General features: G+C 46.7%; 27 protein-coding genes. 25 read left to right on the forward strand and 2 right to left on the reverse strand.

Features of this window, described 5'->3' with window-relative positions:
• Nucleotides 1-31 precede the first annotated feature (31 nt).
• The 24 genes from rpsJ to P2W70_RS09870 all read left to right on the forward strand — a co-directional run bounded on the left by rpsJ (nt 32) and on the right by P2W70_RS09870 (nt 14,898).
• The gene (gene rpsJ / locus P2W70_RS09755) at nt 32-337 is read left to right on the forward strand and encodes a 30S ribosomal protein S10 (protein ID WP_014220852.1); all 306 of its coding nucleotides are present in this window, start codon (nt 32-34) and stop codon (nt 335-337) included.
• Nucleotides 338-746: 409 nt separating this feature from the next.
• Nucleotides 747-1,364, forward strand: coding sequence for a 50S ribosomal protein L3 (rplC, locus tag P2W70_RS09760; RefSeq protein WP_276481259.1), 618 nt, complete (start codon nt 747-749; stop codon nt 1,362-1,364).
• A 61-nt stretch (nt 1,365-1,425) separates the two neighbouring features.
• Nucleotides 1,426-2,064 carry a 50S ribosomal protein L4 gene (rplD, locus tag P2W70_RS09765; RefSeq protein ID WP_276481260.1) on the forward strand — a complete coding sequence of 213 codons (639 nt, stop codon included), beginning with the start codon at nt 1,426-1,428 and terminating at the stop codon, nt 2,062-2,064.
• A 68-nt stretch (nt 2,065-2,132) separates the two neighbouring features.
• Nucleotides 2,133-2,432, forward strand: a complete 300-nt coding sequence (rplW, locus tag P2W70_RS09770; protein ID WP_276481261.1) for a 50S ribosomal protein L23 — start codon at nt 2,133-2,135, stop codon at nt 2,430-2,432.
• A gap of 101 nt (nt 2,433-2,533) precedes the next feature.
• Entirely contained in the window at nt 2,534-3,373 is an 840-nt protein-coding gene (gene rplB, locus P2W70_RS09775) for a 50S ribosomal protein L2 (protein WP_276481262.1), read from the forward strand.
• Between the two features lie 44 nt (nt 3,374-3,417).
• Entirely contained in the window at nt 3,418-3,690 is a 273-nt protein-coding gene (gene rpsS, locus P2W70_RS09780; RefSeq protein WP_276481263.1) for a 30S ribosomal protein S19, read from the forward strand.
• Nucleotides 3,691-3,770: 80 nt separating this feature from the next.
• Entirely contained in the window at nt 3,771-4,118 is a 348-nt protein-coding gene (rplV, locus tag P2W70_RS09785) for a 50S ribosomal protein L22 (protein WP_276481264.1), read from the forward strand.
• A gap of 82 nt (nt 4,119-4,200) precedes the next feature.
• Complete coding sequence (gene rpsC / locus P2W70_RS09790) at nt 4,201-5,058, forward strand: 30S ribosomal protein S3 (RefSeq protein WP_276481265.1); 858 nt, start codon at nt 4,201-4,203, stop codon at nt 5,056-5,058.
• Between the two features lie 66 nt (nt 5,059-5,124).
• Nucleotides 5,125-5,544: a 50S ribosomal protein L16 gene (rplP, locus tag P2W70_RS09795; RefSeq protein ID WP_275832189.1), complete on the forward strand. Its 420-nt coding sequence runs from the start codon at nt 5,125-5,127 to the stop codon at nt 5,542-5,544.
• Nucleotides 5,545-5,637: 93 nt separating this feature from the next.
• Nucleotides 5,638-5,847 (forward strand): 50S ribosomal protein L29, encoded by a 210-nt coding sequence (rpmC, locus tag P2W70_RS09800; protein ID WP_276481266.1) that lies wholly within the window; start codon nt 5,638-5,640, stop codon nt 5,845-5,847.
• 97 nt (nt 5,848-5,944) lie between these two features.
• A complete protein-coding gene (gene rpsQ / locus P2W70_RS09805; RefSeq protein WP_276481267.1) occupies nt 5,945-6,202 on the forward strand; it encodes a 30S ribosomal protein S17 in 258 nt (85 codons plus the stop codon).
• 102 nt (nt 6,203-6,304) lie between these two features.
• Complete coding sequence (gene rplN, locus P2W70_RS09810; protein WP_038108777.1) at nt 6,305-6,673, forward strand: 50S ribosomal protein L14; 369 nt, start codon at nt 6,305-6,307, stop codon at nt 6,671-6,673.
• A 107-nt stretch (nt 6,674-6,780) separates the two neighbouring features.
• Entirely contained in the window at nt 6,781-7,119 is a 339-nt protein-coding gene (gene rplX, locus P2W70_RS09815) for a 50S ribosomal protein L24 (RefSeq protein WP_276481268.1), read from the forward strand.
• Between the two features lie 110 nt (nt 7,120-7,229).
• On the forward strand, nt 7,230-7,793 hold the full coding sequence (gene rplE, locus P2W70_RS09820) for a 50S ribosomal protein L5 (RefSeq protein ID WP_276481269.1): 564 nt from the start codon (nt 7,230-7,232) through the stop codon (nt 7,791-7,793).
• 101 nt (nt 7,794-7,894) lie between these two features.
• Nucleotides 7,895-8,164, forward strand: coding sequence for a 30S ribosomal protein S14 (gene rpsN / locus P2W70_RS09825; RefSeq protein ID WP_275832202.1), 270 nt, complete (start codon nt 7,895-7,897; stop codon nt 8,162-8,164).
• Nucleotides 8,165-8,269: 105 nt separating this feature from the next.
• A complete protein-coding gene (gene rpsH, locus P2W70_RS09830; protein ID WP_276481270.1) occupies nt 8,270-8,668 on the forward strand; it encodes a 30S ribosomal protein S8 in 399 nt (132 codons plus the stop codon).
• A 128-nt stretch (nt 8,669-8,796) separates the two neighbouring features.
• Nucleotides 8,797-9,351, forward strand: coding sequence for a 50S ribosomal protein L6 (rplF, locus tag P2W70_RS09835; RefSeq protein ID WP_276481271.1), 555 nt, complete (start codon nt 8,797-8,799; stop codon nt 9,349-9,351).
• 52 nt (nt 9,352-9,403) lie between these two features.
• Nucleotides 9,404-9,754, forward strand: coding sequence for a 50S ribosomal protein L18 (gene rplR, locus P2W70_RS09840; RefSeq protein WP_276481272.1), 351 nt, complete (start codon nt 9,404-9,406; stop codon nt 9,752-9,754).
• 38 nt (nt 9,755-9,792) lie between these two features.
• Nucleotides 9,793-10,311, forward strand: coding sequence for a 30S ribosomal protein S5 (gene rpsE, locus P2W70_RS09845; protein WP_276481273.1), 519 nt, complete (start codon nt 9,793-9,795; stop codon nt 10,309-10,311).
• 73 nt (nt 10,312-10,384) lie between these two features.
• Complete coding sequence (rpmD, locus tag P2W70_RS09850) at nt 10,385-10,564, forward strand: 50S ribosomal protein L30 (protein WP_276481274.1); 180 nt, start codon at nt 10,385-10,387, stop codon at nt 10,562-10,564.
• Nucleotides 10,565-10,706: 142 nt separating this feature from the next.
• A complete protein-coding gene (rplO, locus tag P2W70_RS09855) occupies nt 10,707-11,156 on the forward strand; it encodes a 50S ribosomal protein L15 (RefSeq protein ID WP_276481275.1) in 450 nt (149 codons plus the stop codon).
• A gap of 180 nt (nt 11,157-11,336) precedes the next feature.
• Nucleotides 11,337-12,668 carry a preprotein translocase subunit SecY gene (secY, locus tag P2W70_RS09860; protein WP_276481276.1) on the forward strand — a complete coding sequence of 444 codons (1,332 nt, stop codon included), beginning with the start codon at nt 11,337-11,339 and terminating at the stop codon, nt 12,666-12,668.
• 81 nt (nt 12,669-12,749) lie between these two features.
• Entirely contained in the window at nt 12,750-13,565 is an 816-nt protein-coding gene (gene map, locus P2W70_RS09865) for a type I methionyl aminopeptidase (RefSeq protein WP_276481277.1), read from the forward strand.
• 76 nt (nt 13,566-13,641) lie between these two features.
• Nucleotides 13,642-14,898, forward strand: a complete 1,257-nt coding sequence (locus P2W70_RS09870) for a BaiN/RdsA family NAD(P)/FAD-dependent oxidoreductase (protein WP_276481278.1) — start codon at nt 13,642-13,644, stop codon at nt 14,896-14,898.
• A gap of 84 nt (nt 14,899-14,982) precedes the next feature.
• On the opposite strand, the gene P2W70_RS09875 is transcribed toward P2W70_RS09870, so the two are convergent.
• Both P2W70_RS09875 and P2W70_RS09880 read right to left on the reverse strand, forming a co-directional pair.
• A complete protein-coding gene (locus P2W70_RS09875) occupies nt 14,983-15,438 on the reverse strand; it encodes a DinB family protein (protein ID WP_276481279.1) in 456 nt (151 codons plus the stop codon).
• Nucleotides 15,435-15,719, reverse strand: a complete 285-nt coding sequence (locus tag P2W70_RS09880; protein WP_276481280.1) for a hypothetical protein — start codon at nt 15,717-15,719, stop codon at nt 15,435-15,437. The genes P2W70_RS09875 and P2W70_RS09880 overlap by 4 nt, the downstream gene beginning before the upstream one ends.
• Here P2W70_RS09880 and rpsA point away from each other — a divergent pair.
• Nucleotides 15,718-17,655, forward strand: a complete 1,938-nt coding sequence (gene rpsA, locus P2W70_RS09885) for a 30S ribosomal protein S1 (RefSeq protein ID WP_276481281.1) — start codon at nt 15,718-15,720, stop codon at nt 17,653-17,655. The genes P2W70_RS09880 and rpsA overlap by 2 nt on opposite strands.
• Nucleotides 17,656-18,074: the final 419 nt, after the last annotated feature.

The following is an 18,074-nucleotide window of genomic DNA, read 5'->3' on the forward strand; positions in this document are numbered from 1 at the left end:
GCATCCCCATTAGAAAAATGGGAATAGAACTATGTCTCAACGAATCAGAATCAAATTACAGTCTTACGATCACAACCTGGTAGATAAATCTGCAGAGAAAATCGTGAAGACAGTGCGCAGCACAGGAGCGGTAGTAACAGGTCCTATTCCTTTACCTACCCGTAAGAAAATCTTTACTGTATTACGCTCTCCTCACGTAAATAAGAAGAGCCGTGAGCAGTTTCAGTTGTGCACGCACAAGCGTTTGCTGGATATTTATACTTCTTCCAGCCGCACTGTGGATGCCCTGAGTAAGCTGGATCTGCCCAGTGGTGTGGAAGTTGAGATCAAAGCATGATAGATCATAGATGAACCCTGTCAGGGTTCTAAAATCCTGACAGGGTTTTTTCGTATATCACTACGTCAAGTAGTAAAGTTCTTTCAAACCTATCTGTAAACTTTGTTGCCGTTGGTGACGAATAAAGCAGCGCTGGGTAAATAACAATTGAATAAGCTGGAGGGGGCAACCCTGACAGTTTCTATAAACATTAAATATGAACTGACCCTTCGAGGTTAGTTTACTATCGGTACTTCGAATTCTGCGGTTTTCATGTAAGATGGAATAAAGCAGATAATAAAAGAAAAGGTCGGTAGCAAACGGGGATTGAAGTTGCCATGGTTGTGCCTTCACTGTCCGCCCGGACAGCAGGTATTAGACAATCATACTGCAAATGTCTCTTTAACCGAGAAGGCAAAAAAGAACAACGATGAAAGGAATTATTGGCAAAAAAATCGGGATGACCAGCATCTTCAGCCCTGATGGTAAACAAACAAGTGTTACCATCATCGAGGCCGGTCCCTGTGTTGTAACCCAGGTCAAAACAAAAGACACTGATGGTTATAATGCTGTGCAGTTAGGATTCGGCGACAAAAAAGAGAAGCAAACCCTCGCTTCTGAAAAGAACCACTTCGCAAAGGCCAATACAGCCGCAAAAAAGTTTGTAAAAGAATTTCGTGATTACTCCATAGAGAAAGCTCTTGGAGAGACTATTACTGTCGACATTTTCGCTGAAGGCGATAAAGTTGAAGTAGTAGGTACTACCAAGGGTAAAGGTTTCCAGGGTGTTGTAAAACGCCATGGATTCAGTGGCGTTGGTGAGCAGTCTCACGGTCAACACGATCGTCAGCGTGCTCCGGGTTCAATTGGTAACTCATCTGATGCTTCGCGTGTATTCAAGGGTATGCGCATGGCAGGCCGGATGGGTCAGGACCGTGTAAAGGTGAAAGGCTTGAAGGTGGTGAAGATCTTCGCTGAGAAGAACTACATCCTGGTAAGCGGATCAGTACCTGGACACATCGGATCAATTGTCTTAATTCAAAAATAACATCAGTAGATCGACAGCTTGAATAAAGTGGTCTTCTTTCTGAACTGAAAAATAGCGTACAATGCAAGTAGAGGTATTAAATATAAGCGGTAAGAAAACAGGTCGCTCGGTTGAGTTGCCCGATGAGATCTTTGGTGCTGAACCAAACGATCACGTGATCTACCTGGCTGTAAAACAATTTTTGGCTGCACAGCGTCAGGGTACTCACAAAGTGAAAACCCGTGCTGAAGTACAAGGTTCCAGCAAAAAGCTGCACCGTCAAAAGGGTACCGGTGGTTCCCGTAAAGGTAACCTGCGTGCTCCTATCTTCAAAGGTGGTGGTACTATCTTCGGACCTAAGCCCCACGGTTATGATTTCAAACTGAACCGTAAAGTAAAGGACCTGGCTAAGATCAGCGCACTGTCTTACAAAGCAAAAGAAAATGCAATCGTAGTTATTGAAGATATCAACCTGGATGCTCCCAAAACAAAGACTGTTGTTGGTGCACTGAAGGCGCTCGGTATCGATAATAAGAAATCACTGGTGATTCTGCCCGAGTACAACGACAACCTGTACCTGAGCCTGCGTAACGTGCCTGGTGTAATCGGTGCACTGATCGCTGATGTGAACACTTATGATGTCGTAAATGCGAACGTGCTGGTGTTTACCGAAAGCGCTGCCAAGATCTTCGCAGAAGACGAAGCAGAAGTAACTGCATAGTATATGCGGTTGGAGAATGCTCCGGTATTCTCAGCATTAAACATTTTAAATTTTCAAATTAGAGTTATATGAGACTCGCAGAAGTATTGATAAAGCCGATCGTAACCGAGAAGAGCAATAAGCTCTCTGACAAGAGCAGAACTTATGCTTTCAAAGTTGGTCGCAAAGCCAATAAGCTGGAAATCAAAAAGGCAGTAGAAAGTTTCTACAGTGTGAATGTAATCGATGTGAATACTGTCGTTGTTCCAGGAAAGGCTAAGAGCCGTTTCACTAAAGCTGGATTCATTTCCGGTGTTAAGCCCGCTTACAAGAAAGCGTATGTAACCGTAGCTGAAGGTGAAACCATCGATCTGTACGGTAACATTTAATAACTAAGTCGCTGAGGCGACAGGGTTATTAAGAAGAATGGCGCGTCAAACGCCGCTAAGCATTGACAAAACGATTTTTAAAAAAGAATAAGAATTAAAACATGGCACTGAAAAAGTATAAACCAATTACGGCCGGAACTCGCTGGAGAATTGGCAATGCATATGAAGAAGTGACGACGAATGTTCCTGAAAAGAGCCTGGTAGAGAAAGTAAAGTCTACCGGTGGTCGTAACGTACAGGGACGCCGCGCAATGCGCTACATCGGTGGCGGTCACAAGAAGATGTACCGTATCGTTGATTTCAAGAGAAACAAGAAAGATATCGAAGCAACTGTAGCTTCTATCGAATATGATCCGAACCGTACTGCATTCATCGCTCTGCTGCACTACGTAGACGGTGAAAAAAGATATATCATCGCTCCCCAGGGTTTACAGGTAGGTGCTACCGTAATTGCTGGTGATGCTGTTGTGCCTGAGATCGGTAACGCTCTTCAGATGAAGAACATGCCGCTCGGTACCAACATCCACAATATCGAAATGCAGCCTGGTCAGGGTGGTAAGCTGGTGCGTAGCGCTGGTACTTCCGCTCAACTGGCGAACAAGGAAGAAAGATATGCAGTATTGAAGATGCCTTCCGGTGAGCTGAGAAAGGTACTGATCAATTGCTACGCTACCGTAGGTATCGTGAGCAATGGTGATCATAACCTCGAGATGATGGGTAAGGCTGGCCGTAACCGTTGGAAAGGTATTCGTCCCCGCACTCGTGGTGTTGCGATGAACCCTGTAGATCACCCGATGGGTGGTGGTGAAGGTAGAGCTTCTGGTGGTCACCCACGTTCAAGGACTGGTAAGTACGCTAAAGGTCTGAAGACACGTACACGTGGCAAGGGAAGCGATAAGCTGATCATCCAACGTAAGAACGGTAAAAAATTAGCTAAGTAATCATACGCTGATTTTAAAACTTCAAATACTCAAATTAAGATATCATGGCTCGTTCGATAAAAAAAGGTCCTTATGTAGCTGCGAAACTGGAGCATAAAGTCCTGGCTGTAAACGAAGGCAAAGCAAAGAAGGGTGTTATCAAAACCTGGAGCCGTCGTTCTACCATTACTCCGGACTTTGTAGGTCATACCTTCGCCGTGCACAACGGTAATAAATTCATCCCTGTTTATGTGACTGAATTTATGGTTGGCCATAAGCTGGGTGAGTTTGCGCCCACGCGTAACTTTAAAGGACACTCAAGTAAAAAAGTATCGTAATTAACTGGTGAGGAGATTGGAGCGGGCGGCTCGCTGAAACGACTACCGGCTCCGGACTCTGAACTTGAAAATTAATAAAAATGGAAGCAGTAGCTAAACTGAGAAATTATCCCACATCACCCCGCAGAATGCGTTTGCTGGCTGATGAGATCCGCGGTGTAGAAGTGGAGAAAGCCCTGGCTTTGCTGGAACACCATCCGCAACATTCCGCGACTCCTTTGTACAAGCTGTTGAAGAGTGCTATCAACAACTGGGAGCAAAAGAATGAAGGAAAGAGTGCTGCTGACGCTGCACTGGTGGTGAAAACAATTTTCGTTGACGGTGCACGTACCCTGAAAAGGATGTTGCCTGCTCCTCAGGGAAGAGCGTATCGCTTGCGGAAACGTAGCAATCACGTAACCATCATCGTTGATTCGAAAACAAATTAAAGCGAACAATCTGAAGGGTGCGGATGATCGTGTCGGCATGAACTTCGGGTTTTCAAATATTCAAATTTTCAAATTCTAATAAATGGGTCAGAAATCAAATCCTATTGGTGCCAGGTTGGGGATTATCCGTGGTTGGGAATCTAACTGGTATGGTAACAAAAAAGATTTTTCTACCAAGTTGATCGAGGATAACAAGATCAGGACCTACCTGAACGCCCGTATCAACAAAGGTGGTATCTCTAAGATCGTTATTGAGCGTACGCTGAATAAACTGATCGTTACCATTCATACCTCTAAACCCGGTATCATCATAGGTAAAGGCGGTGGCGAAGTAGACCGTATCAAGGAAGAGTTGAAGAAGCTGACTGGTAAAGAAGACGTACAGATCAACATCCTCGAGATTCGCCGTCCGGAACTGGATGCGATGATCGTAGGTGACACCATTGCCCGCCAGATCGAAAATCGTATCAACTACAAGCGTGCTATCAAGATGGCGATCGCTTCTGCGCTCCGTATGGGTGCTGAAGGTATCAAGATCAAGGTGAGCGGTCGTTTGGGTGGTGCTGAAATTGCCCGTACTGAAGAGATCAAACAAGGCCGTACTCCTCTGCACACCCTGCGTATGGATATCGACTACGCTAACGTGTTTGCACTGACAGTATATGGTAAAATAGGTATCAAGGTATGGATCTGTAAAGGTGAAGTACTTGGTAAGCGTGACCTGAACCCCAACTTCGTTGGTGGTAAGAGTGATGTAAGTGACCGTCGTGACCGTCAAGGTGATGACCAGCGCGGTGGAGATCGTCGTGATGACCGCAGAGGTGGTGGTGACCGTCGTGGTGGCGGTGGTGGTGGTGATCGTCGCGGTGGCGGCGGTGGTGGTGACCGCAGAGGCGGTGGTGGCGGTGGATTCCGCGGTGGAAACAACAGAGGCCGTTAATTGGATCCGGTTTGTACCGGAACTGAATTAATGCTTCAAATTATCAAATTTTCAAATTGTCAATAGATGTTACAGCCTAAAAGATCGAAACACAGGAAAGCGCAGAAAGGCCGCATCCGGGAAGTAGCAAAACGCGGTACGACCATTTCTTTTGGTTCTTTCGGTCTGAAAGCCCTTGAGCCAATCTGGTTGAATAACCGTCAGATCGAAGCTGCCCGTCAGGCGCTGACCCGTTCCATGAAACGTGAAGGTAATGTGTGGATCCGCATTTTCCCTGATAAACCAATTACCCGCAAGCCTCTTGAAGTGCGTATGGGTAAAGGTAAAGGTAACCCCGAGTTCTGGGCTGCTGTAGTTGAACCAGGTCGTATCATTTTCGAATGCGACGGTGTAAGTGAAGCAACTGCCAAGCAAGCGCTTGAGCTGGCTGCACAGAAGCTGCCGATCAAGACCAAGTTCATCGTTCGCCGGGATTATCAAGCGTAAAACATACAGTAAGGTGATTATTTGAAAAGTGGGAGAGAAGCGTAGCAGATAGTTTTCAAATTTTCAAATTGCCAAACTTTCAAATTGTATATCATGTCTAAGAAAATCGATTTCGTAAAAAGCCTGAAAGATCTGAGCGTTGCTGATCTGAAAGCCAGGATCCAGGAAGACGAACTGCGCTTGAAGAAGCTGGAGTTTGCTCATGCTATTTCTCCCCTGGAGAATCCTATGAGCATCCGTAGCGTTCGCAAGGACCTCGCTCGTCTGAAGACTGAGCTGAAGCAAAAACAACAGGCTGTATAAATGCCAACGCGGAAATTTGAAAAAATGCAAATGTTAGTGGTCGGAAGGCCGGGCATGTTTCAAATTTTCAAATTTTCAAATTCACAAATTAAGAACAATGTTAGATAGAAATTTGCGTAAAACTAGAACTGGTGTTGTTACCAGCAATAAGATGGCCAAGACCATTACTGTTGCTGTAGAAAGAAAGGTAAAACACCCGATCTATGGTAAGTTCGTAAAAAAGACCACCAAATTCCACGCTCACGATGAGAAGGATGAGTGCACGATCGGTGATGTTGTGAAGATCATGGAAACCCGTCCGCTGAGCAAAACAAAGCGCTGGAGACTGGTTGAAGTGGTTGAGAAGGCGAAGTAATTCGGAGAGCTGTGGGCTACGAGCGAGGAGCTACGAGCCACGGAATAAATATAATTGTATCAATGCTCGAAGCTCGCAGCTAAGAGCTCAAAGCTTAAGAAAATGATTCAGCAAGAAAGCAGATTAAACGTAGCTGATAATAGTGGCGCCAAAGAAGTACTGTGTATCCGCGTGCTGGGTAACAGCGGCCAGGATTACGCGAAGATCGGCGATAAGATTGTTGTAACCGTTAAGGATGCAATCCCTGCCGGTGGTATTAAAAAAGGTACCGTTGCGAAAGCCGTTATCGTTCGTACCAAGAACAAGCTGCGTCGTAAAGACGGATCTTATATCCGTTTCGACGACAATGCGGTGGTACTGTTGAACGCATCTGATGAGCCCCGTGGTACCCGTATCTTCGGACCAGTTGCACGTGAACTCCGTGACAAGGGTTATATGAAGATCATCTCTCTGGCACCTGAGGTTCTCTAGAATATGCAACGAGCAACGAGCCCTTGCGCTACGAGCCCGTCTCCAAATAGATTTTTTATAACGCTATTAGCTCGCCGCTCGCAGCTCATAGCTCAAAGCTTAAAAAGATGAGCAATCGTTTTAAACCGAAGTTCAATATTAAAAAAGGCGACACCGTGGTAGTGATCACTGGTGACGATAAGGATGTAACAAAGCCCCGCAAAGTGCTGGAAGTATTTCCAGACAAGGAAAAAGTGCTGGTTGAAGGAGCGAACATCATTACCCGTCATACCAAGCCTTCTGCCCGCGATACCAAAGGTGGTATTGTAAAGAAGGAAGCTCCTATTCACATCTCCAACGTAATGCTGTGGGATGCGAAGAAGGGCGAAGCCACCAAGGTTAAGCGTACCCGCGAGAGTGGAAAGCTGGTGCGTGTTTCCAAAGTGTCTGGTGAAGTAATCAAGTAATTCCAACTGCGGCAACGGTCTTCAAAAGGGAGATACGGCCGGCAGACATAGATAGATCATTGCAAAACGCTGTAGGCCGCTAAGGCGGTTGTCAGCAAAAGTTTTTAAAAATGAGCACAACAAAATATTCTCCGAGATTAGCAGACAAGTATAAAAAGGACGTAGTACCTGCCCTGATGAAGCGTTTCAGCTACGGTAGTGTAATGCAGGTTCCCCGTCTGGAAAAGATCTGCCTGAACCGTGGTGTAAACGGTGCAGTAACTGACAAGAAGCTGGTTGATGTAGCAGTTGATGAACTGACTACCATCACTGGTCAGAAAGCGGTTACTACTTTGTCTAAGAAGGACATTTCTAACTTCAAACTGCGTAAGGCGATGCCTATCGGCGCTCGTGTTACACTGCGTGGAGAGAAAATGTACGAATTCCTGGACAGGTTGATCTCTACTGCTTTACCTCGTGTACGTGACTTCAAAGGTATCAGCGACAAGGCTTTCGACGGCCGTGGCAACTATACCCTGGGTGTTACCGAGCAGATTATCTTCCCGGAGATCGATATCGACAAGGTAAACAAGATCACTGGTCTTGATATCACTTTCGTAACAACTGCAGGTACCAACGAAGAAGCTTTCGAGCTGCTGAAAGAGTTGGGCATGCCGTTCAAGAAGAAAGACTAAGTACCAACAGTACTTTCAAACGAAGTAAAAAATACAAATCCGGGATCGCGTAGCTAATTCCTCCGGGGTTCCGACATTCAAAATTCGAATTTGTAATTATTATGGCAAAAGAGTCAGTTAAAGCCAGACAAAGGAAAAGAGAACGTATGGTAGCTCAGTATGCTGAGAAGCGTGCTGCACTGAAAGCTGCCGGAGAATGGCAAGCGCTGGATGAGCTGCCGAAGAATTCTTCTTCAGTTCGTCTCAAGAACCGCTGTCAATTGACCGGTCGTCCCAAGGGATATATCCGTTATTTCGGACTTTCCCGTGTAACGTTCCGTGAAATGGCCCTGAATGGCAAGATCCCGGGAGTACGCAAGGCTTCCTGGTAAGACACTGCTGCAGGATATGAGGTACGGTAATAATCAGTCCCGTATCAGTGCATCCTGTAGATAAGATATAATCATATTTAGAACTGATACATAACTTCTATACAAATGGTAACAGATCCCATTGCAGATTTTCTGACCAGAGTTCGTAACGCACAAATGGCAGGCCACCGTATCGTTGAGATCCCGGCTTCTAACCTGAAAAAGCGTATTACAGAAATTCTGTACGATCAAGGCTACATCCTGAAATACAAATTTGAGGATGACAGCAAACAAGGTGTGATCAAGATCGCCTTGAAATATGATGCTCAGTCCAAAGAGCCTGCTATCAGGTCACTGGAAAGAGTAAGCCGCCCCGGTCTGCGTCAGTACGCCAGCCCTGCTGAGTTCAAACGTGTGAAGAATGGTTTGGGTGTTGCAATCGTGAGCACTTCCAAAGGAGTGATGACCGATAAGCAAGCGAAGCTGCAGAATGTAGGTGGCGAAGTACTTTGCTACATCTATTAATATAATAGCGAGGGCCCCTGGCCCCCGCTATTCGATATATATAAGTTTCCGGTACCTTAAGCCCGACCTATAGAGGCTGACCGACCGGAGGCAATCAACAAGAATCAGAACAGTTTAAATTAATTTTTATGTCACGTATAGGTAAACAACCCGTCGTTCTGCCCAGTGGTGTTACTGCTGCTATCAGCAAGGACAATGTGCTGACTGTTAAAGGCCCCAAGGGCGAATTGAAGCAAGAGATCGACCGCGATATCACTGTAGAAGTGAAGGACAATGCGGTTAATTTTACACGTCCTACTGATCAGATCCGCCACCGCGCTATGCACGGCTTGTACCGTGCGCTGGTAGCTAACCTGGTTAAGGGTGTTACTGAAGGTTTCAAGAGAAACCTGGAGCTGGTGGGTGTAGGTTACAAAGCCTCTAACCAAGGCAACCTGCTCGACCTGTCGCTCGGTTACTCTCACAATATTATTTTCGAAGTTCCCAAAGAACTGAAAGTGGCTACTTCCCAGGAAAAGGGTGAAAACCCCAAGATCATGCTGGAAGGTATCGACAAGCAACTGATCGGACAGGTAGCAGCAAAACTGCGCAGCCTGCGTAAGCCCGAGCCGTACAAAGGTAAAGGTGTTAAATACGCTGGTGAAGTTATCCGTCGTAAAGCTGGTAAGGCTGCTGGTAAATAATTTGATTAAAAAGGCCGCCCGGCAGTATCGGGTGGCCATAAAATAAAGAGCAATGAGCAAAGTTGATAAGAAACAGAAAATCCGCTACCGGATTCGTAAAAAAATCGGCGGTACAAGCCAAAAACCCAGGCTGGCTGTTTTCAGGAGCAATACAGCAATTTATGTGCAACTGATTGACGACGTTACTGGTACTACACTGGCTGCGGCTTCTTCTAAGGATAAAGAAATTGCTGCCCAAAAAGTAACAAGGGTTGAACAGAGTAAGTTGGTAGGTCAGGCAATTGCCCGCAAGGCAACTGAACTGGGTCTTACTACTGTTATCTTTGACCGTGGTGGCAACCTGTACCATGGCCGCGTGAAAAGCGTAGCTGATGGTGCCCGTGAAGGTGGTCTCCAATTCTAATCCTTAGCGTAATTATTAAAAATCGTCAATTCGAAATAATGGCAAAAGTTAATTTAAACAGAGTTAAAGCCGGCGATCTTGAGCTGAAAGAGAAAGTGGTTGCCATCAACCGTGTGGTAAAAACCACTAAAGGCGGTCGCGCTTTCAGTTTTTCTGCCCTGGTGGTGGTTGGTAATGATAATGGTGTGGTAGGACACGGTCTCGGAAAAGCCAAAGAAGTACAGGAAGCAATTACCAAAGGCATCGAAGATGCTAAGAAGAACCTCATAAAAGTTCCCATCATGCACGGTACTATTCCGCACGATCAGTGGGCGAAAGTGGGTGCTGCTAAAGTGTTGATCAAGCCAGCCGCTCATGGTACTGGTGTGATCGCCGGAGGTAGCATGCGTGCAGTACTGGAAGCCGCCGGTGTAACCGACGTACTCGCCAAGTCACTGGGTTCTGCTAACCCGCACAACGTGGTGAAGGCTACAGTAGCAGCCCTGGCCCTGTTGCGTGAGCCAATTACTGTTGCCAAGCAACGTAAATTGAACCTGAAGAAAGTATTTAACGGATAACTATTGGCTTTGGCCGGAAGCTGCTGCTGCAAACAGGAGCTGCCGGCTGATGGCTAATCATAAAGATTATAGTATGAGCAAGATCAAGATCACTTTAGTTAAGAGTGCTATCGACAGACCCGAGCGTCAGAAATTAACGCTCCAGGCGCTCGGCCTGAACAAGCTGAATTCTACTAAAGAAGTAGAAGCTACGCCACAGATACTGGGTATGGTTCGTGCTGTAACCCACCTGGTAAAAGTAGAGCAGGCTTAATAATTTGAATATTTGAGTGTAGCTAACCTGAAAATGATTAGTTTAGCGGCCCTTTTGGGCTAAAACTCAAAAATTCGGATCGATAATTATCAGTATTTATTAACGCGAGGGGAGATTCCCCGTTGAGTAAAAATCAAAGAACATGAAGTTACATCAGATTAAGCCCGCAGAAGGCGCAACGCACAGAGAGAAAAGATTAGGTCGTGGTGAAGCATCCGGTAAGGGTGGTACATCTACAAAAGGTAACAAGGGTGGTCAAAGCCGTGCCGGTTACCAACGTAAGAATGCCCACGAAGGTGGCCAGATGCCTATCCAGCGTCGTTTGCCCAAGCGCGGTTTCAAAAATATTAACAGGGTTGAGTATAAAGTATTTAACCTCGGTCAGGTAGATCACCTGGTAGAGAAATACGATCTCAAGGAATTCTCCCTGGAGAACCTGTACATCAACGGATTGGTTAGCCGTACTGACCTGGTGAAAGTACTGGGTAATGGCGAGCTGAAAAGCAAAATCACTTTCAAGGTGAATGCGGTGAGTGATAAAGCCAAGGCCGCGATCGAAGCAGCCGGCGGCACAGTGGAAGTTGTAAAGTAATTTTCCGTAACTTGCAAGGACGCATGGCAGCATGCGTCTTTTTTGCATAACACAGCTTTTAAGTTAACCAAGCTACATAACTGTACAGCAGGTTTGCGATAAGGGATTGAAACGGTCTTTTAAGCAAACCTGTTTTGTGGTTTTCAAAACAGAGGCCATCATAAAAAATTTCTGGATTCCGTGAAAAAATTCATACAGACCCTGAAGAATATCTGGAGTATTGAGGAACTGAAGAGTAAGATCCTGGTGACCATTACCCTGATAGCCGTCTATCGCCTCGGTACACACATTGTATTGCCCGGTATCAACCCCAACCTGATCAATACTTCTGCATCCGGTGGTGGTATCCTCGGGTTGATCGATGCTTTTGCCGGTGGTGCCTTCTCACAGGCTTCTATCCTGGCCCTTGGTATCATGCCTTACATCTCTGCTTCGATCTTCATGCAGTTGATGACCATTCTCTATCCGCCATTCCAGAAAATGCAAAAAGAGGGTGAGAGTGGCCGTAAAAAGATCAACCAGTATACCCGCTACCTCACTGTAGCCGTGGCAATACTTCAGGCCAGCGCTTATGTGGCCTACCTGCACCAAACGAACAAAGATGCGATGATCGACGCCTATTCTTCTTTCTTCTGGCTGTCGACCACCGTTATCCTCACTGCCGGTACACTCTTCGTGATGTGGCTGGGTGAGAAAATTACTGATAAAGGTCTGGGTAACGGTAGCTCCGTGATCATCATGGTAGGTATCCTTGCCCGTCTCCCGCAGTCTATTATGCAGGAGTGGACAGCGAAAACAACTGGCGGCAGCGGCCGTGGTTTGTTGCTGTTCGTGATCGAAATCGCCGTACTGGTAGCTATCATCATGGGCCTGATCATCCTGATCCAGGGTGTACGTAAAATACCGGTTCAATACGCTAAGCAGATTGTCGGTAACCGCCAGTTTGGTGGCGCCCGCCAGTTCCTGCCTATTAAAGTGAACAGTGCTGGTGTAATGCCGATCATCTTCGCCCAGGCGATCATGTTCCTGCCCACCTTGTTGTCCAACTTCGACTCTACCCGTGGTTTAGCCAAGATCTTCGGTGATCATAGCAACTTCTGGTATATGTTGATCTATGCAGTCATGGTAATTGGTTTTACCTTCCTGTATACTGCCTTGATCTTCAACCCCAAGCAAATCGCTGATGACCTGAAACGCAACAACGGTTTCATTCCTGGTGTAAAACCAGGACAGCCCACAGCCGATTATATTGGTGCAGTTATGGACAAGATCACCCTCCCCGGCGCTGTATTACTCGCTGTAGTGGGTATTCTGCCAGGTTTTGCACAACGTCTAGGTATACAGCAACAATTCTCTTCCTTCTTCGGTGGTACATCGCTGCTGATCATGGTGGGAGTAATTCTGGATACCTTGCAACAAATTGAAACTCAACTTTTGATGCGTCAATACGATGGTTTGATGAAGAGCGGACGCGTACAAGGTCGCCAGACAGTATCGCCTGCCTCCTTGTAAGAAAATCATTATAGAACTTTAAAACCTGGCAGCTGTTATATAGCTGTCAGGTTTTGTTTTAAAAATAAGATACTAAAGAACATGGTTCATCTCAAGAATGCGGCAGAAATAGAGCTTATGCGCATTAGTGCGACATTGGTAAGCGCTACACTGACCGAAATTGCCAAGGTACTTCGTCCCGGTATTAATACCCTCTCGCTCGACAAAACGATCGGCGAGATGATCCGAGACCACGGCGGTATACCTTCTTTCCTCAATTTTCATGGCTATCCCTATAACTCCTGTATTTCGGTCAATGACGTCGTAGTACACGGCTTTCCCAATAACCGGGAGCTAAAAGACGGGGATATCATCTCTGTAGATATCGGTATCATCAAGAATGGCTGGCATGGCGACCACGCCTATACATTTGCTATCGGCGATGTAAAACCAGAAGTGCTTCAGCTGATCCGTGTGACAAAGGAGTCCTTGTATAAAGGCATTGAGAAAGCCACTGCCGGCAACCGGATTGGTGATATCGGCTCTGCTATCCAGGACCATACTGAAAAGAAATATGGTTATGGTGTGGTGCGGGAACTGGTAGGTCATGGCTTAGGCAAGAGCCTGCACGAAGATCCTCAGGTGCCCAATTATGGTAAAAGAGGTGGTGGTGCCAAATTGAAGGAAGGCATGGTGTTGGCCATCGAACCGATGATCAATATGGGTAAGAAGGATGTTTATACAGAATCCGATGGCTGGACAGTGCGGACGATCGATGGTACGCCTTCTGTGCATTTTGAGCATGATGTGGCCGTCATGAAGAACAAGGCAGATATATTATCCGACTATAGCATCATTGAAGCTGCTGAGAAGGCCAACCCGAACCTGATTGCCGAACAACCAGCACTGGTCGGCTAATTGGCGGATATCGACTCAAGACAACTCATTAAAACCCTCTTAGCGGAGGGTTTTCTTTTACCGGAACGACAACAACATGAAGGCTGAAAAAAAGACAAGATTGGTAGTAATAGGAGGGGGGGCTGCGGGTTTTTTCTGCGCTGTCAATGCCGCCCGCCTGTTGCCCGGACTGGAAGTGATCATCCTGGAGAAAACAACCAAGATCTTATCGAAAGTGAAGATATCGGGCGGTGGACGCTGTAATGTGACCCATGCCTGTTTCTCTATTGCCGATATGGTCAAGCGCTATCCAAGAGGAGCCAATTTTCTGAAGAAGTCTTTTCATCATTTTTTCACTACTGATACGATCGGCTGGTTTCAATCCCGTGGCGTGGTACTCAAAACGGAAGACGACGGTCGTATGTTTCCCGCAACAGACAGGTCGCAAACCATTATCGATTGCCTCTTACGTGATGTGAACCGATATGGTGTGGAAGTGAGCATGGCGACTGAGGTGAAGGCTATCGGGGCTGATAAAGCAGGTGGTTTTGTGTTGGGGCTGGCGGGTGAGCGGGAGCTGAAAGCTGATTATGTATGCGTGGCTTGCGGGGGTTATCCCAAATCGGTGATGTTCGACTGGTTGGTGCAATCGGGGCATAGCATCGAAACGCCGGTACCATCGTTGTTTACTTTCAATATGCCTGGTAATCCTATTACGCAACTCATGGGGGTTGCTGTACCAGATACACAGGTAAAGATCGTGGGAAGCAAATTGAGTTCGAACGGACCTTTACTGATCACGCATTGGGGGCTGAGTGGTCCGGCAGTATTGCGATTGTCGGCCTGGGGCGCACGTGAGTTGGCGAATGAGCAATATAAGTTTTCCATTATGGTGAACTGGGTACCTGCTTTTCATGAGAATAGCTTACGGGAGCATATACAATCTCTGCGTTTTGAGCTGGCTACGCAGAAGATCGTTAACCGAAATCCCTTTCAGCTACCCCAACGTTTGTGGGATTACCTGCTTGAACAAAGTGGCATCAATGGTCAAATTCGCTGGGCCGATCTTCCCGCAAAAGAGCAGCATAAACTGATCAAAATGTTGTGCGCGCAGGAGTTTGAGGTACAGGGCAAAACGACCTTCAAGGAGGAGTTTGTAACAGCTGGTGGTATTCGTTTGAACGAGGTGGATGCCAGCAGTATGGAAAGCAAATTGTTACCGGGTTTATTTTTCGCGGGAGAGATCCTCGATGTGGATGGGATTACCGGCGGGTTCAATTTTCAACATGCCTGGACCAGTGGCTATATTGCCGCTGTGAGCATTGCCAAACGAGAAGGCGTGGAAGTTGCCTGACGGTTGGTGGGCTCCGAAGCTGCCCGCGCAGGTTCAAAAAGAAAGTTTGGCGGGATTGCCGCCAAACTCCGGAGAAAAAAGCTTTTATGCTGGTTGTTGCCCTACCAATCTTCTGTGGTAGTTGATCTGGCCAATGTGGTAGTTCAGGTGCGAAAGCAGGTACACCAGGAAATACTCTGTATTGACCATTTCGCCATTGATCGGCAGCGGATAGTTGTTGTCAAGCTGGCGTTTGCTTACCTGCTCGAGCGTGTCCTTCACGGCTTTTCTCGCTTCTTCGATCTCGTTGAGCAGTTTGCCCTTTACGATATTCTTCACTTTGAATTCCGCTTCGCGGTTGCGCACATATCCTGAATCATTCAGTACGGAGCCGAGGAAATGCTGAAGATTTCCGGTAAGGTGCAGGCAAAGGTTTCCACCACTGTTGTTGATTCCTTCCTTCACCAACCACATGCTGGCGTCGTCGGGATACGCATTCATTTCTTCTGTCAATTTGTTAAGGCCTTCCTCAAATAGCTGGATTAAAACCGGTGTGATCATTGTTGACGGTTGGTATAAAAAGGTTTCAAAAATAGCAGAAAACTGGTTGCTGTGAAATGTTTTGCAGAAAAATAATAATTGTCGATATCGTAACTACGGTTTGCAAGGGTGGCTGATGACGGGGCAGCCGCGGGCAAAGTTATCCGGTTTTTGTGCTCTGCCTGCAAAAGATTGCCGTTGAACCCTTTAATAGGCCAAAAAATCGCTAAAAACCCGCGCCCATTCAGCATTTTGGCGTATATTTGCAGCCCCGGAATCAAAACCCTCCGGGATTCTATCATGTTTCAAAATTTAATTGTTAAACAACTAAACGCTGATGCACAGGAGTCTTCTTCTGCACCTGCTGAAGAGGCTACAGCGACACCAACTGCACCTGTAGAAGCGGCACCTGCTAAAGCAGTGTACGTGGAAGAAGATAAAGGTGCACACGATGATTTCGACTGGAGCATCGACAAACGTAACGTAGCTACTTACAGCAAAGAAGAAAAGTTGAAGTATGATGCTGTGTACGAAGGCACTTTCAAAGCAGTTACCGATGGTGAACTGGTGAAAGGTCTGGTGGTTGCCATGACAAAAACTGACGTGGTGATCAACATTGGTTTCAAGAGCGACGGTCTGGTTTCCCTCAACGAATTCCGTGATCTCACCAACCTGAAAACAGGTGATGAGGTAGAAGTGATGGTTGTTGAGAAGGAAGACCGGGATGGTCACCTGAACCTCAGCCGCAAACAAGCGCGTATCACACGTGCCTGGGAGCGCATCGTGGAAGTACACAAGACTGGCGAAGTTATCACTGGTACTGTTACTTCTAAAACAAAAGGTGGTCTTATCGTTGATGTGTTTGGTATGGAAACGTTCCTGCCAGGTTCTCAGATCGACGTGAAGCCTGTAACTGATTACGATCAGTTTGTAGGTAAGACCATGGAGTTCAAGGTAGTGAAGATCAACGAAGCTATCAAGAATGCTGTAGTATCACACAAGGCACTGATCGAGAGCGATATCGAAGCACAACGTGCAGAGATCATGAGCAAACTCGAAAGAGGTCAGGTGTTGGAAGGTACTATCAAGAATATCACCGATTTCGGTGCGTTCATGGACCTTGGTGGTCTGGACGGTCTGCTGTATATCACCGATATCAGCTGGGGTCGTATCAGCCATCCGAGCGAAGTGCTGAAGCTGGATCAAAAGCTGAAAGTGGTGGTACTGGATTTCGACGACGAGAAGAAACGTATCAGCCTTGGTCTGAAGCAATTGACTCCTCACCCATGGGATATCCTGCCAGAAAATGTGCATGAAGGTTCTGTAGTGAAGGGTAAAGTAGTTAACATCGAAGATTACGGTGCGTTCCTGGAAATCATGCCAGGCGTAGAAGGTCTGGTTCACGTAAGTGAGATCACCTGGGCTAATACTCCGATCAATGCGAAGGAATTTTTCAAATTGGGCGATGAGTACGAAGCTAAGATCGTAACCCTCGACAAGGGAAGCCGCAAAATGAGCTTGTCTATCAAGCAAATGAGCGAAGATCCCTGGAGCACCATCGAAACCAAGTTCCCTGAAGGAAGCCGTCATACCGGTCTGGTGAAGAACATCACGCCTTACGGTGTGTTTGTTGAACTGGCTCCTGGTATCGGTGGTATGATCCACATCAGTGACCTGAGCTGGCTGAAACGCTTCAACCATCCTTCCGAGTACACGAAAGTTGGTAGCAACATCGACGTAGTGATCCTTGGTATCGATAAAGAAAACCGCAAGCTCCAACTCGGACACAAACAACTGGAAGAAGATCCCTGGAATGCACTGCAAGACACATTCGCTGTGGGTTCAGTGCACGAAGGAACTGTTATCCGTCGTGATGACAAGGGTGGTATCGTTCAGTTGCCTTACGGTCTGGAAGGATTTGCGCCTAACCGTCACCTGAGCAAGGAAGATGGTAAGAGCATGGGTGCTGATGAAACTGCACAATTCATGGTGATCGAATTCGATCGCAATGAAAAACGCATCGTTGTATCGCACACACGCATCTGGGAACAATCTAAGATCGAAGAGAAGGAAGCTGCCCGTAAGGAAGCTCGCACAGAAGCCGACAAGACCAAGAAGGCTGTGAAGAACATCCAGGGTAAAGTAGAGAAAGCTACCTTAGGTGATCTGGGTGCTTTGGCTGAGATCAAAGAAAAGCTGAAGCAAGAAGAGAAGCAAGGTGGTGAGACTAAAGAGTAATTGAATCATTTCAATACCTTATAGCAAAGCGTCCCGGTTTATCCGGGACGCTTTGCTATTAGTGTGCCCAGCATGATCTTAAACTTGGAGGTGGGAGTCCTCTACGGGCCTTGATAGTGGGAACCGTTAGCCAATGGCAAGGGTGTCCACCGCGAGGTGGAATCTGGAGGAAGCCTGCGGCAAAGTCCCGGTCCGACGAACAGAAACTGTATACAAGGCATCAAGAGGTGGACAAGGCTGCTAAGCAAGCTAAAGTCCTAAACTATCCGGACCTGTTTGATGTAAATACAGCGGACACATGGGATGAAAGTGTACGGTCTTACCTGGGGATATCTGCCCAACTGCTGCCGGCGGGAGACGCGTATCCTAAAGGGGCAATGAATATCAGAGATGGTATATCAGGTTTGGCAGAAGTCAGC

The organism is Paraflavitalea pollutisoli (genome assembly GCF_029360705.1).
Taxonomy (GTDB): domain Bacteria; phylum Bacteroidota; class Bacteroidia; order Chitinophagales; family Chitinophagaceae; genus Paraflavitalea; species Paraflavitalea pollutisoli.

Coding starts and splice junctions, on each gene's coding strand:
- rpsJ (WP_014220852.1), top strand. CDS start 32: ATGTCTCAACGAATCAGAATCAAATTACAGTCTTACGATCACAACCTG.
- rplC (WP_276481259.1), top strand. CDS start 747: ATGAAAGGAATTATTGGCAAAAAAATCGGGATGACCAGCATCTTCAGC.
- rplD (WP_276481260.1), top strand. CDS start 1,426: ATGCAAGTAGAGGTATTAAATATAAGCGGTAAGAAAACAGGTCGCTCG.
- rplW (WP_276481261.1), top strand. CDS start 2,133: ATGAGACTCGCAGAAGTATTGATAAAGCCGATCGTAACCGAGAAGAGC.
- rplB (WP_276481262.1), top strand. CDS start 2,534: ATGGCACTGAAAAAGTATAAACCAATTACGGCCGGAACTCGCTGGAGA.
- rpsS (WP_276481263.1), top strand. CDS start 3,418: ATGGCTCGTTCGATAAAAAAAGGTCCTTATGTAGCTGCGAAACTGGAG.
- rplV (WP_276481264.1), top strand. CDS start 3,771: ATGGAAGCAGTAGCTAAACTGAGAAATTATCCCACATCACCCCGCAGA.
- rpsC (WP_276481265.1), top strand. CDS start 4,201: ATGGGTCAGAAATCAAATCCTATTGGTGCCAGGTTGGGGATTATCCGT.
- rplP (WP_275832189.1), top strand. CDS start 5,125: ATGTTACAGCCTAAAAGATCGAAACACAGGAAAGCGCAGAAAGGCCGC.
- rpmC (WP_276481266.1), top strand. CDS start 5,638: ATGTCTAAGAAAATCGATTTCGTAAAAAGCCTGAAAGATCTGAGCGTT.
- rpsQ (WP_276481267.1), top strand. CDS start 5,945: ATGTTAGATAGAAATTTGCGTAAAACTAGAACTGGTGTTGTTACCAGC.
- rplN (WP_038108777.1), top strand. CDS start 6,305: ATGATTCAGCAAGAAAGCAGATTAAACGTAGCTGATAATAGTGGCGCC.
- rplX (WP_276481268.1), top strand. CDS start 6,781: ATGAGCAATCGTTTTAAACCGAAGTTCAATATTAAAAAAGGCGACACC.
- rplE (WP_276481269.1), top strand. CDS start 7,230: ATGAGCACAACAAAATATTCTCCGAGATTAGCAGACAAGTATAAAAAG.
- rpsN (WP_275832202.1), top strand. CDS start 7,895: ATGGCAAAAGAGTCAGTTAAAGCCAGACAAAGGAAAAGAGAACGTATG.
- rpsH (WP_276481270.1), top strand. CDS start 8,270: ATGGTAACAGATCCCATTGCAGATTTTCTGACCAGAGTTCGTAACGCA.
- rplF (WP_276481271.1), top strand. CDS start 8,797: ATGTCACGTATAGGTAAACAACCCGTCGTTCTGCCCAGTGGTGTTACT.
- rplR (WP_276481272.1), top strand. CDS start 9,404: ATGAGCAAAGTTGATAAGAAACAGAAAATCCGCTACCGGATTCGTAAA.
- rpsE (WP_276481273.1), top strand. CDS start 9,793: ATGGCAAAAGTTAATTTAAACAGAGTTAAAGCCGGCGATCTTGAGCTG.
- rpmD (WP_276481274.1), top strand. CDS start 10,385: ATGAGCAAGATCAAGATCACTTTAGTTAAGAGTGCTATCGACAGACCC.
- rplO (WP_276481275.1), top strand. CDS start 10,707: ATGAAGTTACATCAGATTAAGCCCGCAGAAGGCGCAACGCACAGAGAG.
- map (WP_276481277.1), top strand. CDS start 12,750: ATGGTTCATCTCAAGAATGCGGCAGAAATAGAGCTTATGCGCATTAGT.
- P2W70_RS09870 (WP_276481278.1), top strand. CDS start 13,642: ATGAAGGCTGAAAAAAAGACAAGATTGGTAGTAATAGGAGGGGGGGCT.
- P2W70_RS09875 (WP_276481279.1), bottom strand. CDS start 15,438: ATGATCACACCGGTTTTAATCCAGCTATTTGAGGAAGGCCTTAACAAA.
- rpsA (WP_276481281.1), top strand. CDS start 15,718: ATGTTTCAAAATTTAATTGTTAAACAACTAAACGCTGATGCACAGGAG.
- P2W70_RS09880 (WP_276481280.1), bottom strand. CDS start 15,719: ATGATAGAATCCCGGAGGGTTTTGATTCCGGGGCTGCAAATATACGCC.